13 protein-coding genes are annotated in these 13,965 nt (G+C 64.4%); 9 read left to right on the top strand and 4 right to left on the bottom strand.

From position 1 onward, the window contains the following. The first annotated feature begins 99 nt into the window (after nucleotides 1-99). The 6 genes from HNP98_RS10380 to HNP98_RS10355 all read left to right on the top strand — a co-directional run bounded on the left by HNP98_RS10380 (nucleotide 100) and on the right by HNP98_RS10355 (nucleotide 6,590). Nucleotides 100-816, top strand: a complete 717-nt coding sequence (locus tag HNP98_RS10380; protein WP_173810006.1) for a LytR/AlgR family response regulator transcription factor — start codon at nucleotides 100-102, stop codon at nucleotides 814-816. A gap of 142 nt (nucleotides 817-958) precedes the next feature. Beyond that, complete coding sequence (gene polA / locus HNP98_RS10375) at nucleotides 959-3,847, top strand: DNA polymerase I (protein WP_173810005.1); 2,889 nt, start codon at nucleotides 959-961, stop codon at nucleotides 3,845-3,847. Nucleotides 3,848-3,879: 32 nt separating this feature from the next. Further along, nucleotides 3,880-4,308, top strand: a complete 429-nt coding sequence (locus tag HNP98_RS10370) for a hypothetical protein (RefSeq protein ID WP_173810004.1) — start codon at nucleotides 3,880-3,882, stop codon at nucleotides 4,306-4,308. A 134-nt stretch (nucleotides 4,309-4,442) separates the two neighbouring features. Beyond that, on the top strand, nucleotides 4,443-5,510 hold the full coding sequence (locus HNP98_RS10365; RefSeq protein WP_173810003.1) for a serine hydrolase domain-containing protein: 1,068 nt from the start codon (nucleotides 4,443-4,445) through the stop codon (nucleotides 5,508-5,510). A 91-nt stretch (nucleotides 5,511-5,601) separates the two neighbouring features. Continuing rightward, the gene (locus tag HNP98_RS10360) at nucleotides 5,602-6,024 is read left to right on the top strand and encodes a DoxX family protein (protein ID WP_173810002.1); all 423 of its coding nucleotides are present in this window, start codon (nucleotides 5,602-5,604) and stop codon (nucleotides 6,022-6,024) included. Nucleotides 6,025-6,131: 107 nt separating this feature from the next. Beyond that, nucleotides 6,132-6,590 carry a DinB family protein gene (locus HNP98_RS10355; RefSeq protein WP_246275076.1) on the top strand — a complete coding sequence of 153 codons (459 nt, stop codon included), beginning with the start codon at nucleotides 6,132-6,134 and terminating at the stop codon, nucleotides 6,588-6,590. Nucleotides 6,591-6,678: 88 nt separating this feature from the next. Here HNP98_RS10355 and HNP98_RS22215 read toward each other — a convergent pair whose 3' ends face one another. Both HNP98_RS22215 and HNP98_RS10350 read right to left on the bottom strand, forming a co-directional pair. Next, a complete protein-coding gene (locus HNP98_RS22215) occupies nucleotides 6,679-6,801 on the bottom strand; it encodes a hypothetical protein (protein WP_262889106.1) in 123 nt (40 codons plus the stop codon). A gap of 71 nt (nucleotides 6,802-6,872) precedes the next feature. Continuing rightward, nucleotides 6,873-8,150: a hypothetical protein gene (locus HNP98_RS10350; protein WP_173810000.1), complete on the bottom strand. Its 1,278-nt coding sequence runs from the start codon at nucleotides 8,148-8,150 to the stop codon at nucleotides 6,873-6,875. 162 nt (nucleotides 8,151-8,312) lie between these two features. On the opposite strand from HNP98_RS10350, the gene HNP98_RS10345 reads away from it, so the two are divergent. The 3 genes from HNP98_RS10345 (at nucleotide 8,313) to HNP98_RS10335 (ending at nucleotide 11,037) form a co-directional block, all read left to right on the top strand. Then, nucleotides 8,313-9,605 carry a serine hydroxymethyltransferase gene (locus HNP98_RS10345; protein ID WP_173809999.1) on the top strand — a complete coding sequence of 431 codons (1,293 nt, stop codon included), beginning with the start codon at nucleotides 8,313-8,315 and terminating at the stop codon, nucleotides 9,603-9,605. 136 nt (nucleotides 9,606-9,741) lie between these two features. Continuing rightward, a complete protein-coding gene (gene tatC, locus HNP98_RS10340; protein ID WP_246275075.1) occupies nucleotides 9,742-10,629 on the top strand; it encodes a twin-arginine translocase subunit TatC in 888 nt (295 codons plus the stop codon). A 72-nt stretch (nucleotides 10,630-10,701) separates the two neighbouring features. Further along, nucleotides 10,702-11,037, top strand: coding sequence for a hypothetical protein (locus tag HNP98_RS10335; RefSeq protein WP_173809998.1), 336 nt, complete (start codon nucleotides 10,702-10,704; stop codon nucleotides 11,035-11,037). A gap of 41 nt (nucleotides 11,038-11,078) precedes the next feature. Here the strand turns inward: HNP98_RS10335 and HNP98_RS10330 are convergent, their stop codons facing one another. Then, on the bottom strand, nucleotides 11,079-11,456 hold the full coding sequence (locus HNP98_RS10330; protein ID WP_173809997.1) for a cupredoxin domain-containing protein: 378 nt from the start codon (nucleotides 11,454-11,456) through the stop codon (nucleotides 11,079-11,081). Between the two features lie 84 nt (nucleotides 11,457-11,540). Further along, on the bottom strand, nucleotides 11,541-13,826 hold the full coding sequence (locus HNP98_RS10325) for a heavy metal translocating P-type ATPase (RefSeq protein WP_173809996.1): 2,286 nt from the start codon (nucleotides 13,824-13,826) through the stop codon (nucleotides 11,541-11,543). Nucleotides 13,827-13,965: the final 139 nt, after the last annotated feature.

The following is a 13,965-nucleotide window of genomic DNA, read 5'->3' as shown; positions in this document are numbered from 1 at the left end:
TCGGGGCCAATGGTGGGTTTTGCGCTGTGAACGGCTACCTTAGCCCTGCCAACGGCGCCTCGGGTGCCGTAGTTTTCCCGCAGTGCCACGCCTCCATTTATGCTGACTTGCGCCATCATCGACGACGACGAAATTAACCGGCTCACGCTGGAACATTACGTGGGCCTCACGCCCGACTTGGAACTGAAAGCTTCGCTGGCCGACGGCATCGCCGGCCTGGCCTACTTGCGCGAGGGGCACGCCGTCGATTTGCTGTTTCTCGACATTGAGATGCCCCACCTCAACGGCTTGGAGCTGCTGCGGCTGCTGCAAAACCCGCCGGACGTCATCATTACCACCGCCCGCCAAGACTTTGCCGTCGATGCCTTCGAGTTGCGGGTGACCGACTACCTGGTGAAGCCCTTCGAGTACGGCCGTTTCAGCCAGGCCGTGGAGCGGGTGCGCCAGCGCCCCCGGCCCCACGCTGCCGGGGCCCCCGACGTGCCCGCCGCCCCCGCCAACGCCGACGTGTTCGTGAAGGTGAACAGCCGCATGGTGCGCATCAACTTCGACGAGGTGCTTTACGTCGAAGCCCTGTCCGATTACGTCAACATCGTCACGGCCCAGCAGAAATACATCGTGTACACCACCCTGAAAGCCCTGGAAGCCAGGCTGGCCGTGTTTCCCAACTTCGTGCGCGTGCACCGCAGCTATTTACTCAACACCCAGCACATCGAATCCATCGAGGACAACACCGCCAACCTGAAGGGCGGCTACTACGTGCCCATCGGCAAGTCGTACCAGGAAAGCTTTTTCAAGGGGCTGTCGAAGATGTAGTTAACAAGCGTTACGGTTGGAGGCCCCGAAAGCAGCAGGTTTTGCCGCTTCCGGGGCCATTGCTTTTCAGCCGGTACCCCTGTTCTCCGCCGGGCCGGGGCCGCTCAACGGACGGCCCGGCCCGGCCGTACTTTCGCCTGCCATGACCGATACCACCACTGCCGCCCCTGGGAAGCTTTTCCTGCTCGACGCCTTTGCTCTGATTTACCGCTCGCACTTCGCGTTCAGCAAAAACCCGCGCATTAACTCCAAGGGCATGAACACGGGGGCCGTGCTGGGCTTCACCAACACGCTGGTGGAAGTGCTGCAAAAAGAGCGGCCCACCCACATCGGCGTGTGCTTCGACGGGCCCAAGAAAACCTTCCGCCACGAGGCCTTTCCGGCCTACAAGGCGCAGCGCCAGGCCATGCCCGAAGACATCGGCATCGCCATCCCGTACATCAAGCAAATCATCGAGGCCTTCCACATCCCCATCCTGCTGATGGAGGGCTACGAGGCCGACGACGTGATTGGCACCCTGGCCCAACGCGCCGAGGCCCAGGGCTTTGAGGTGTTCATGATGACGCCCGACAAGGACTACTGCCAGCTCGTGACGGAGCGCATCAAAATCTACAAGCCGGCCTTCATGGGCAACGCGGCCGAAATCCTGGACGTGGCCCACGTGCTGGCCCGCTTCGAGATTGAGCGCGTGGAGCAGGTCATCGACATCCTGGGCTTGCAGGGCGACGCCTCCGACAACATCCCCGGCATCCCCGGCATCGGCGAGAAGACGGCCAAAACGCTCATTCAGAAGTACGGCTCGGTCGAAAACCTGCTGGCCCACGTGGACGAGCTGAAGGGCAAGCAGCAGGAAAACGTGCGCAACTTCGCTGAGCAGGGCCTGCTGAGCAAGGAGCTGGCCACCATTCACGTGAACGTGCCGCTGGAGTTTGAGCCCGACAAGCTGGTGCTCGATGCCCCCGACGAGGCCCGCCTGCGCGAGCTGTTCGACGAGCTGGAATTCCGGCAGCTGGCCGCCCGCGTGCTGGGCGAGGGGCCCCCGCGCACCCCGGCCAGCGTGGCCAAGCCCGGCACCACCGGGGCCCGGCGGCCCAAGCCGGCGGCCGGCGGCCAGGCCTCGCTCTTCGGCAACCCCGGCGACGAGGCCGTGGCCATCGGGGCCGAGGAGGGCGAAACGGGCCACGATGGGGCCCCGGCCGGGGCCCGCCGCCGCCTCGAAGACGTGCCCTACCAGTACCACCTGATGGACACGCCCGCGCGCCGCCAGTCGCTGCTGCACTTCCTGCTGCGCCAAACGGAAGTCAGTTTCGATACCGAAACCACGGGCCTCGACACGATGACGGCGCGGCTGGTGGGCCTGAGCTTCTGCTACCGGCCGGGCGAGGCCTACTACGTGCCCGTGCCGGCCGACGACCTGCCCGCCGCCCAGGCCATCGTGGACGAGTTCGGCCCGTTTTTCAGCAGCCCCGACATCCTCAAAATCGGCCAGAACATCAAGTACGACCTCAGCATTCTGCGGCACTACCGCGTGGAAGTAGCGGGGCCCCTGTTCGATACCATGCTGGCGCACTACCTCATCGAGCCCGACATGCGCCACAACATGGACGTGCTGGCCGAAACCTACCTGCACTACGCCCCGGTGCCCATCACCGACCTCATCGGGCCCAAGGGCAAGAAGCAAATCACGATGGCCGACATCGCCCCGGCCCAGGTGAAAGACTACGCCTGCGAAGACGCCGACGTGACCCTGCAGCTCAAGCACGTGTTCGAGCCGATGCTCAAAGAGCTGGGCCTGTTGGAGTTGCTGAACACCGTGGAGAACCCGCTGGTGCCGGTGCTGAGCAGCATCGAGTACGAGGGCGTGCGCATCGACTCGGTGGCGATGGGCGAGTACTCGGCCGAGCTGCAAGGCTACGTGCAGGAGCTGGAAGCGCAGATTTTCACGGAAGCCGGCCAGGAATTCAACATCGGCTCGCCCAAGCAGCTCGGCGAGGTGCTGTTTGATAAAATGGACATCGGCCGGGGCAAAATCAAGAAAACCAAGACCGGCCAGTACGCCACCGGCGAGGAAATCCTGAGCCAGCTCGCGGCCGACAACCCCATCGCCGCCCTCATCCTGGAGTACCGCCAGCTCAGCAAGCTGCGCAGCACCTACGTGGAGGCCCTGCCCCAGCTGGTGAGCGTGGTGGACGGCCGCGTGCACACCAACTTCAACCAGGCCGTGACGGCCACCGGCCGCCTGAGCAGCACCAACCCCAACCTGCAAAACATCCCCATTCGCACCGAAAAGGGCCGCGAAATCCGCAAAGCCTTCGTGCCGCGCGACGACCAGCACGTGCTGCTGGCGGCCGACTACTCGCAGGTGGAGCTGCGCATCATGGCCGACTTCTCGGGCGACGCCACGATGATCGAGGCCTTCCGCCAGGGCATCGACGTGCACAGCAGCACGGCCAGCAAGGTGTTCCGCGTCCCGCTGAGCGAAGTAGACGGCGAGATGCGCCGCAAGGCCAAAACCGTCAACTTCGGCATTATTTACGGCATTTCCGCTTTTGGCCTCGCCCAGCGCATCGGCATCAGCCGCAAGGAAGCCACCGACATCATCGACACCTACTTCCAGGAGTTCCCGTCGGTGAAGCAGTTCATGGACGAGAGCATCAACCGGGCCCGCGAGCTGGAATACGCCGAAACCCTGCTCAAACGCCGCCGCTACCTGCGCGACATCAACTCGCGTAACGCCACGCTGCGCGGCTACACCGAGCGCAACGCCATCAACGCCCCCATCCAGGGCACGGCGGCCGACATCATCAAGCTGGCCATGATCAACATCTACCACTGGCTGCGCGAAGAGAAACTAAAAACGCGCATGATCCTACAGGTGCACGACGAACTCGTGTTCGACGCCGTGCAGGAAGAAGTGGCCTACATCACCCCCAAAATCAAAGAGCTGATGACCCAGGCCCTGCTGCTGCCCCGCGGCGTACCCTTGGAAGTGGAGGTGGGCTCGGGGCGGAACTGGCTGCAGGCGCATTAGGGAAATTTACTTTTGCGTAGTGCTAGCTCTCTATGAAAAACGGTTGTGTAAAATTTGAGGGTACAAGCGAATATGATGGTAGCTGCTCGTTTACAGTAACGATTGTCACGCACGACACAAGCGCTTCAGCTGATTTTTGGGACTATACGGATGCGTTCCAAGACTTCGGGCGGGCATTGGTGGACTTTCCCATCAACTCGGAACAGAAGGTAATTTTTCAATCAGGCAAAGACGACGGGACTTCTTATCCATTTTTCCTGCTGGAAGCCTATTGCATAAGCCCTTTAGGGGATTCTGCTTTACGCGTAGTTGTTGACAACAAGGAGCCGTTGCCCCGTAAGAGGAGAGTCGAATTCTCGATTTTGGCCGAAGCCGCTTCACTTAATGAGTTAGGTAGAAAATTGGTTAGCTGGCAGATAGCTGAAGAAAATACTATTGACTGGGAAGCCCAAACTAGTTAATTAAACCCGCCCTCCACGCTGCTTACTTGCTCTATATGCACCCCGGCTTCAACTGGCTGCAAGCGCACTAGGCTGGTCTGCGATTTCCACCGAGATCTGAACCGCTTCTTGATTAACCAGGGAGCGGCCTTTGCATGATGAAGAACATAATATTGCTGCTGTTTTACACCTTGCTGGGCCAAGGGGCCCTGGCGCAACACGCAGCCGAGCTAACGGCCCTGCTTCAGCGCCACGGCGTGCCCGGGATGCAGCTGGTGTACACCAAGGGCAAAACTGTGGAGGCTTACAACCTGGGGGTGCGCGAGGCGGGTGCCAACCAGCCCGTTACGGCCGCTACCACATTCGAAGCGGCGTCGTTGGGCAAGGAGATGCTGGCTTATGTGGCCCTGCGCCTGCACGACCGCAACCTGCTCGACCTTGACAAGCCGCTGTTGCAATACCACGACTACCCCCGGCTCCACGGCCAGCCCCGCGCGGCCCGCATCACCGCTCGCATGGTGCTGTCGCACACGGCCGGCCTGCCCAACTGGGCCGAGAATCCGACGGGGCCCGGCTGGAAAACATCGGCTCTGGTACTGGAATATGCCCCCGACAGCTGCTGGAACTACTCGGGGGAGGGCTACGCATTTCTGCAAAAAACGCTGGAATATCTTACTGGTAAGTCGTTTGAAACGCTGGCCACAGAGGAGATATTTAAGCCTTTGGGTCTGAAAAGCAGCAGCTTTGTGTGGCACGAATCCTTTGCCGCCACGGCCAGCGCCGGCCACGACGGCACGGGCAAACCCGCCCCCATTGACCACTTCCCGGATGCCAACGCCGGGTTTAGCCTGTACGCCACGGCGGCCGACTACAACCGCTTTTTGCAGGCGTTCCGTACGGGCAAGGGCTTGCGGCCGGCCACGGCCCGGCTGCTGCGCACACCGGCCACGGCCGCCAACCGCTGCGGCCAGCCCGCCGTGGCGGCCGACCCTTACATTGCCTGGGCTTGCGGGGTGGGGCTGGCCACTACCAGCCAGGGCCCCGCCCAGTGGCAATGGGGCGACAACGGCAACTTCAAAGGCTTCTTTATGACGCTGCCGGACAAGAAGGAAAGCGTATTGATTTTTACCAACAGCGCCAATGGGGCCCAATTGGTAGAAGAGGTAATGCAGCTATTCTTTGGCCCCGGCCAGTACTGGGCCACGCAGTGGCTGGCTGACTAAACCATTGGTTAGCAATGGTATGATTTGCCTACTAAGCCAAAGATTGCCGTGCGCCGTATAGCCGGGCTTTCAACGAATCCGCTCAAAAGCCATGCCCCAGCAACCCCACACGACCACCCTCCAAAACGTAGCCCGCGGGCTCATGGGCACCTTTATGGTGGTGGCTGGCACGGGGCATCTCACCTTCGTCCGGCAGGACTTCCAGGCGCAGGTGCCCGATTTTGTGCCGCTGGACAAGGATACCGTGGTGCTGCAATCGGGGGTGGTGGAAATTGGGCTGGGGCTGGCGCTGCTGCTGCTGAAGGGAAAAAACCGGGTGCGCATGGGCCTGGGGCTGGCCGCGTTCTACGCGGCGGTGTTTCCCGGCAACGTGCACCAGTACACCCAGCACCTTTCCGCCTTCGGCCTCGACACCGATGCCAAGCGGCTGGGGCGGCTGTTTTTCCAGCCCGTGCTGATGGGCGTGGCCTTGTGGTCCACCGGGGCCCTGAAGGTGCTGCTAAAGAAAAAATAGGGCACGATTCATTCAACACGCCCAACGTAAACAACCGCCTGATCGGAGTCGGCAAACGCATGATACCAAGCAGTATACCCCCAATGGACCGGCCTAACCAAAAAGGCTTGTTGGCCGAATTAACCAGTCTGCTTACGAAAGGCAACGCCCACGTAACCTTCGAGGAAGCGTGCGCTGGCCTGAAGCCGGCACAGTGGAACCAACGCGTGCCGGAGGTGCCCTACACCATCTGGCAGCTGGTCGAGCACGTGCGCGTCGCGCAGTGGGACATCGTGGAGTTCTGCCTCGAACCCAAACATGAATCGCCCCAATGGCCGGACGGCTACTGGCCTGCCCAAGAGGCCACCGCCGACGAAGACCAGTGGCAGGAAACGCTGGACCGTATTCGGCAGGACCGGCAGCGGTTTCTTCACTTGCTGCACGCCCCCGGCACCAATTTGCTGGCCCCCTTGCCGCACGGCACCGGCCAAACCATTTTGCGCGAGGCGTTCCTCGTTGCCGACCACGCGGCTTACCATACCGGCGAAATCATTTTGGTGCGCCGCCTGCTGCACGCCTGGAAATAAACGGTAGCGCTAATCACGCCCGGCTTGCTGAAAGCCAAAGAGCCCGGAACGTCAGACGCTCCGGGCTCTTTGGCTTTTATAAGGAACCCTACTTCTTCTGGGTTTTCACTTTTTTGCCCGAAGGCTTGTCTTCGATGACTTCTTCGTTCGCCTTTTCCTTGTTTTTGGTGGCGGGGTCGGTGTGCTTCGGGGTGCTGGTGGTGGTGGCCATGGGGGGTTGAAAAATGACGGGGTGGAAGATGGCCTTGTGTACGGGCCCCGGGCGCCGGCGTTGGCCCAGTGCTACGGCGGCGGCAGCAACGCGCCCGAGGCCAGGGCCCGCCGGGCACTGATTTGGTAGGGGTTGAGCGAGTCGGTGGCCACCTGGCGCAACGCCTCGAAGGCCGGGCCGGGCTGCTGGGCCTGCCAGTAGGCCATGCCGAGGTGGTACAGGGCCCGCCGGGCCAGCGGGTTGGCGGGCAGCTGGGCCAGGCGGCGCAGGGGCTCCTGGGCGGCCTGGCCGTTGCCCGAGCGCAGCAAAATCACGCCCCGGTAGAAGTTCAGCGTGTCGAGGCCCACCTCGGCGGGCGAGAGGCGGCCCAGCGTGTGCAGCGCCGCCGGGTAGTGGCCGTCGCGGTACTGGGCAATGGCCTCGGCCAGCAGCGGGCGGGCCCGGAGGGCCGGCACGGGCAGCAGCCTCGGGACGGGCTGGTAGTAGGCTTTCCAGCTGGTGGGGGAGGGGGCCGCCGGCCGGCCGGCCCACCACCCGAGGCCCAGGGCCAGGGCCAGGGCCAGCACCACCCCGCCCGACCAGCGCCGCAGCCGCCGCCGCTCGCGGAAGCTGCGGCGCTTGGCCAGCACCAGGGCCGACGTGCGCTGGTCGAGGCGGCGGTCGAGCACGCGCAGGCGCAGGCGCAGGGCGTCGTGGCCGGCGGCCCAGCGCAGGTCGGCGGCAAACTGCTCGTAGGCGGCGTGGGCGGCGGCCAGGGGCTCGTCGGTGGTCAGGCGCTGCTCAAAAGCCGCCTGGGCGGGCTCGTCCAGCTCGCCGTCGGCGAAGCGTTCCAGCTCGTCGAGGTGGGCGCGGAAGTCGTGGGGCGGCTCGGTCAGCTCCACCAGCTTGCGCAGGCAGCCCCCTTTTTGGCGGCGGGCCACGGCGGGGTTGGCAAAGCCCAGCTTGCCGCTCATCCGCCCGAAGTTGTAGCCGTGGAAGTAGAAGTACGCCAGCAGCCGCTGGCAGTCGGCCCCCAGTTGGTGGAAGTCGGCCAGCCGCAGCTGGCGGCGGCTGGCCTCAGCGGCGGGCAGCGGGGCGGTGGCGGCCGGGGCCGCCAGGCGCTGCTCGGCCAGGCGGTTCACGTAGGCCGGCACGTCGGGGGGCAGGCGGGTGAGGCGGCCGTCGGCTACTTGGTCGTAGAAATCGAGGAGGGCGTTTTGCAGCAGCGCGTGCGCCGCCGGGGCCGCCAGCTGGTGCTGGCCCAGGGCCCAGCGCCCAAACACGTCGCGGCGCTGCTTATAAAAATCAACGAGAAATTTCTGGTTGCCAACGCGCAGGTGCGTCAGCGTTTCGGCAAGGGGCGTCGGCATCGGAAATAGCACTCAAATGAGATAAATAACGATTAATTTTATATTTAGCGAGATAAACTAGTACTATTCGTCCAAGATAGAGGTAATTGGCCAATGGCCGGGCCGGGCCTCGCCCCGCCGGGGCCCGTGGGCGGGGCGGGGTGCCCATCGTACCTTTGCGCCATGCAAACCACCGCCCCCGCTCGCCTCTACGACGCCGCCGTGTTCGGCCTCATCGACCAGGAAAAAGCCCGCCAGACCCACGGCCTGGAGCTGATTGCCTCCGAAAATTACGCGTCGGACCAGGTGATGGCCGCCCAGGGCTCGGTGCTCACCAACAAGTACGCCGAGGGCCTGCCCGGCAAGCGCTACTACGGGGGCTGCGAAATCGTTGACCAAGTGGAACAGCTGGCCATCGACCGCGTGAAGGAGCTGTTCGGCGTGGCCTGGGCCAACGTGCAGCCCCACTCCGGGGCCCAGGCCAACGCCGCCGTGATGCTGGCCTGCCTGCAACCGGGCGACAAAATCCTGGGCTTCGACCTGGCCCACGGCGGCCACCTCACCCACGGCTCGCCCGTCAACTTTTCGGGCAAGCTCTACCAGCCCAGTTTCTACGGCGTGGAACAGGAAACCGGGCGCATCGACTGGCCGAAGGTGAAGGAAATTGCCCGCCGCGAGCGGCCCAAAATGATTATCTGCGGGGCCTCGGCCTACTCGCGCGACTGGGACTACCAAGCCCTGCGCGAAGCCGCCGACGAGGTGGGGGCCCTGCTGCTGGCCGACATCTCGCACCCCGCCGGCCTCATCGCCAAAGGCTTGCTGAACAGCCCGTTCCAGCACTGCCACATCGTGACGACCACGACCCACAAAACGCTGCGGGGCCCCCGCGGCGGCCTCATCCTGCTGGGCCAGGACTTCGACAACCCCTTCGGCCTGAAAACGCCCAAGGGCGACATCCGGCCCATGTCGGCCCTGCTCGACTCGGGCGTGTTTCCCGGCACGCAGGGCGGGCCCCTCGAGCACGTGATTGCCGCCAAGGCCGTGGCCTTCGGCGAAGCCCTGAGCGACGATTTTACCGATTATGCGAAGCAGGTGGCGGCCAATGCCCAGGCGCTGGCGGCCGGCTTCACGGGGCTGGGCTACGACATTATTTCGGGCGGCACCGACAACCACTTGATGCTGATTGACCTGCGCTCGAAGGGCCTCACCGGCAAGCTGGCCGAGAACACCCTCGTCAAGGCCGACATTACCATCAACAAAAACATGGTGCCGTTCGACGACAAGTCGCCGTTCGTGACCAGCGGCATGCGCGTCGGCTCGGCCGCCATCACCACCCGGGGCCTGGGCACGGCCGACATGGGCCGCGTGGTGGAGCTGATTGACGAGGCCCTGACCCACCACGCCGACGACACCCGCCTGGGCCAGGTGCGCCGGCAGGTGAATGCCTGGCTCCAGGACTACCCGCTTTTTGCTTAGCCGGGGCCCGGGCGAATAAGGCGTTGCGTGCGTGGCGAAAGGGGGTGGGTTAAAAAAACCGGCCCGTCCCAACCGCGCCGTTTCACCGTATCTACCGCCCGTTGTTCCCCCATTCGCTCATTCACTCACTTCTTCCTTGAATCCACGACCCACGCTGGGCGACCAGCACGAAATGTCCTTCCTCGACCACCTGGAGGCGCTGCGCTGGCACGTCATCCGGGCGGCGATTTCGGTGGTGGTCTTCGCCACCATTGCGTTTTTCTGCAAGCGCTTCCTGTTCCACACCCTGATTCTGGGTCCCTCGCGGGCCGACTTCTGGACGTACCAGATGTTTTGCCGGGTGGGCAAGCTCTTCGGCAGCACCGAGCCCTGCGCCGACCACGTGAACTTCATCATCCAGAACCGGGAGATGAGCGGGCAGCTCTCGATGCACATCAGCACGTCGGTGATCGTGGGTTGCATCCTGGCCTTCCCGTACCTGTTCTGGGAGCTGTGGCGCTTCATCAAGCCCGGCCTGTACCCGCACGAGCGCAGCAACTCGCGCGGGGCGGTGTTTTTCGTGTCGGTGCTGTTCGTGCTGGGCGTGCTGTTCGGCTACTACTTCGCCGCGCCCATGAGCATCAACTTCCTGGCCGGCTACGTGGTGGACGCCAGCATCGAAAACCAAATCGACTTGCAGAGCTACCTGAGCACGCTCACCACCATGACGCTTTCGTGCGGGCTGGTGTTTGAGTTGCCGATGATTGTGTTCTTCCTGGCCAAGGCCGGGGTCGTGACGCCCGAAATCATGCAGGTGTACCGCAAGCACGCCATCGTGGTCATCCTCATCATCGCGGCCATCATCACCCCGCCCGACCTCACGGCCCAAATCATCGTTTCCATCCCCATCTTGCTGCTTTACGAGCTGAGCATCCACATCGCCCGCGTGGTGCGCCGCGGCGACGCTGCCCGCCTCAACGAGAAGCTGGCCCGCGAACGGGCCGCGGAAGCCGCCCAAACGGCCATCGGTCCGCCTGTCAACTAAGTAGCTACTAATCAATCCGGTGCGGGCCCCGGCTCCCTGGGAGCCGGGGCCCGTTCGCTTTTCGGCAGTGCCATGAAAAATGTGCTCGTTGCTTTCCTAGGAGCCGCCGCGCTGGCGGGCTGCCAGCACCGGCCTGCGGCCACCGTTTCGACGCCACCGGGGCCGCCCGTGGCCCCGGCTGCCGGTGCGGCCGCGACCGAAGCCGGGGCCCGGGCGGCCATCGGCCGCTACCTGCAAGGCCAGCCCAACGCGGCCTTGTACGTCCTCGACTCGGCCCGCACCGCCGACCTCGGGGCCTATTGGCAAGTGCTGGTGCCCCGCACCGACTGGGCCCGGCGGATGCCCAACCGCGCCGCCTTCGAAGTGGACAAGCAAACGGGGGCCGTAAAGAATTTATTGGTCAAATAAGCTGAACAACAGGGCCCGCGGGTGCAAACGCATCGGTGCCGTTATTTGACTACCAGCGCCCCGCGCAGCATTCCCATGCCGCAGGTGAACTCGAACCGGCCGGCTACCTGGGGCAGTAGTTCCACCGGCGTGGTCTGGAACGCGGGCAGGTCGCGGCGGATGCTGAAATCGGGCATCAGCAGCTCTTCGGAGCAGCTGTTTTCCTCGTCGCGGTAGAAGTTGAGCGTCACCGGTTTGCCGCGCTCCACCTCAATTACGCTGGGCGAATAGCCGCCCTTCACGTTGATGCTGACTTCCTGCACCCCGCCCGACGAGGAAACGGCGCTGGCCGTTTGGCGGGCCGAAAAGAAGAAGTACCACAGCACAAACGCCGCCAGGCCCAGCCCGGCAACGGTGACGATGACGGCGGCAGTGTCCATTTTTTGACTTGGAAATGATGAATTAAAACGGGCCAGTGACGGCATAGCGTCGGCGCTGGCCCCCGCATTCCTGGTTCATCGCCGTTAACCTTTAACGGAAAAACCCCGCAGCCGCAGCGAATTGGTGAGCACCGAGACCGAGCTGAGGGCCATGGCGGCCGCCGCCAGCATGGGTGAAAGCAGCCAGCCGAAGAACGGGTACAGCAGCCCGGCCGCGATGGGAATGCCCGACGCGTTGTAGACGAAGGCGAAAAACAAGTTCTGCTTGATGGTGCGCATTGTCTGGCGCGACAGCTCAATGGCCGTCACCACGCCGCTCAAGTCGGAGTGCATGAGCGTGATGCCGGCCGCTTCCATCGCTACGTCGGTGCCCGCGCCGATGGCCAGGCCGAGGTCGGCCTGGGCCAGCGCGGGTGCGTCGTTGATGCCGTCGCCCACCATCGCCACAACTTTGCCCTCGGCCTGCAACTCCTTCACTTTAGCGGCTTTGCCGCCGGGCAGTACCTCGGCGAAGTAGCGCGTGATGCCTACTTGCCCGGCCACCTGGGCGGCCGTTTGGGGGTTGTCGCCGGTCATCATCACCACCTCGATGCCCTGGGCCTGCAGGCGCTGGATGGCCGCGGCGGAGGTGTCGCGCACGGTGTCGGCCACGCCGATGAGGCCCACGGCTTGGCCCGCCACGGCCACGTAGAGCACGGTTTTGGCCTGGGCCAGCAGCTGCGCGGCCCGGGCCGCCAGCGCCGGCGCGGGGGCCACGCCCTCGTCCGCCAGCAGGCGGGTGTTGCCCACGAGCACGGCCTGCCCGGCCACGGTGGCCGCCGCGCCCTTGCCTGCAATGGCCCGGAAGCCAGTGGCGGCCAGCGGCGCGGCGCGGTCGGGCCGCTGGGCGTCGGCGTAGCGCACCACGGCCGCCGCCAATGGGTGCTCGCTCTGCCGCTCCACGGCGGCCACCAGCTGCCACAATTGGCCGGCGTCTTGGCCGGGCGCTACGAAATCGGTAACGGCCGGCTCGCCGCGGGTAATGGTGCCGGTTTTGTCCAGCAGCACGGTGGTCACCTGGTACGCTTTTTCCAGGGCCTCGGCGTTGCGAATCAGCACCCCGTTTTCGGCCCCCTTGCCGGTGCTGACCATGATGGCCGTGGGCGTGGCCAGCCCCAGCGCGCACGGGCAGGCAATGATGAGCACGGCCACGAAGCTGACCAGCGCCAGCGGCAGGCGGGTGGCCACCGGGGCCAGGTCGAACCACAGCACGAAGGTCAAAATGGCGATGACTACCACCGTGGGCACGAACACGGCGCTCACCTTGTCGGCCAGCCGCTGGATGGGGGCGCGGCTGCCCTGGGCGTCTTCCACCAACTGCACGATCTGCGCGAGCAGGGTGTCGGCCCCCACCTTCGTCACTTTGAAGCGGAAGGCGCCCGTGGTGTTGAGCGTGGCCCCGAATACCGGGTCGCCCGCTTGCTTTTCCACGGGCAGGCTCTCGCCGGTGAGCATGGATTCGTTCAGGGCCGACTGCCCGTCGGTGATGACGCCGTCGGTGGCCACTTTCTCGCCGGGGCGCACCACTACAAGGTCGTGCAGCTGCACTTGCTCCAGCGGTACGTCCACTTCCTGGCCGCCGGGGCGCACCACGCGGGCCGTTTTGGCTTGCAGGCCCAGCAATGATTTCATGGCCGCCGAGGTCTGGGTTTTGGCCCGCAGCTCCAGCACTTTGCCCAGCAGAATCAGGGCGATGATGGTGGCCGTAGTGTCGTAGTAAACGTCGGGTCGAATGCCGCGACTCGTGAAGAAGCCCGGCACCAGCGTGGCGGCCAAGCTGTAAAGAAAGGCTGCCCCGGTGCCCACCGCCACGAGCGTGTCCATGTTGGCTGCCCGGTGCTGAAAGCCGTTCCAGGCGGACACGTAGAACTCGCGCCCGCTGTACAGCAGCACGGGCAGCGTGAGCAGCAGCAGCCCGTAGTTCAGCCACTGCGTGTTGACCCGCTGCATCAGCGCGGGCCAGAGCATGAGCATACTCAGCGCCATGACGATGACGGCCAGCCCCACGGCTACCCCGAAGCGCCGCTTGAGTTTCTGGTACGCGAGGGCCTTTTGCTGGTCGAGGGCCGCGCCGCGCTCCGCCGCGCTGATGCTCGGGGCGTGCTCGGCCACGCCGTAGCCGGCGTTTTCCACGGCCGCTTTCAGGGTGGCCGGGCTGGCCTGGCCGGCCCGGTACTGCACCGTGGCCTTCTCGGTGGCAAAGTTGACCAACGCGCTGGCCACGCCGGGGGCGCGGCTGAGCGACTTTTCGACGGCCGACGCGCACGCGGCGCAGCTCATACCTTCGATGTCGAGGGTGGCAGTTTCGGTGGCTTCGGTGGCGGGAGACATAGGAAAAAGGGCCTGGAAAGCCTGTAAAGGCACTTTGTGCTTTAGGGCAAAGCAGCTAACAAAGAAACGGCCGCCCGGGCCCCGGGTTGGTACGTAATCCCGCCGCAGACATGCATAATTTCGCCGGTGTCCCAACGGC

It is taken from the genome of Hymenobacter caeli, assembly GCF_013294115.1.
Classification (GTDB): domain Bacteria; phylum Bacteroidota; class Bacteroidia; order Cytophagales; family Hymenobacteraceae; genus Hymenobacter; species Hymenobacter caeli.
This window is presented reverse-complemented; position numbering and strand designations above follow the sequence as displayed.

Bases quoted from the DNA above. Each gene is read 5' to 3' on its own strand.
- HNP98_RS10345 (WP_173809999.1), top strand. From the start codon at position 8,313: ATGCAAACCACCGCCCCCGCTCGCCTCTACGACGCCGCCGTGTTCGGC.
- HNP98_RS10325 (WP_173809996.1), bottom strand. From the start codon at position 13,826: ATGTCTCCCGCCACCGAAGCCACCGAAACTGCCACCCTCGACATCGAA.
- HNP98_RS10380 (WP_173810006.1), top strand. From the start codon at position 100: ATGCTGACTTGCGCCATCATCGACGACGACGAAATTAACCGGCTCACG.
- HNP98_RS10335 (WP_173809998.1), top strand. From the start codon at position 10,702: ATGAAAAATGTGCTCGTTGCTTTCCTAGGAGCCGCCGCGCTGGCGGGC.
- HNP98_RS10370 (WP_173810004.1), top strand. From the start codon at position 3,880: ATGAAAAACGGTTGTGTAAAATTTGAGGGTACAAGCGAATATGATGGT.
- HNP98_RS22215 (WP_262889106.1), bottom strand. From the start codon at position 6,801: ATGGCCACCACCACCAGCACCCCGAAGCACACCGACCCCGCCACCAAA.
- polA (WP_173810005.1), top strand. From the start codon at position 959: ATGACCGATACCACCACTGCCGCCCCTGGGAAGCTTTTCCTGCTCGAC.
- HNP98_RS10350 (WP_173810000.1), bottom strand. From the start codon at position 8,150: ATGCCGACGCCCCTTGCCGAAACGCTGACGCACCTGCGCGTTGGCAAC.
- HNP98_RS10360 (WP_173810002.1), top strand. From the start codon at position 5,602: ATGCCCCAGCAACCCCACACGACCACCCTCCAAAACGTAGCCCGCGGG.
- HNP98_RS10365 (WP_173810003.1), top strand. From the start codon at position 4,443: ATGATGAAGAACATAATATTGCTGCTGTTTTACACCTTGCTGGGCCAA.
- HNP98_RS10330 (WP_173809997.1), bottom strand. From the start codon at position 11,456: ATGGACACTGCCGCCGTCATCGTCACCGTTGCCGGGCTGGGCCTGGCG.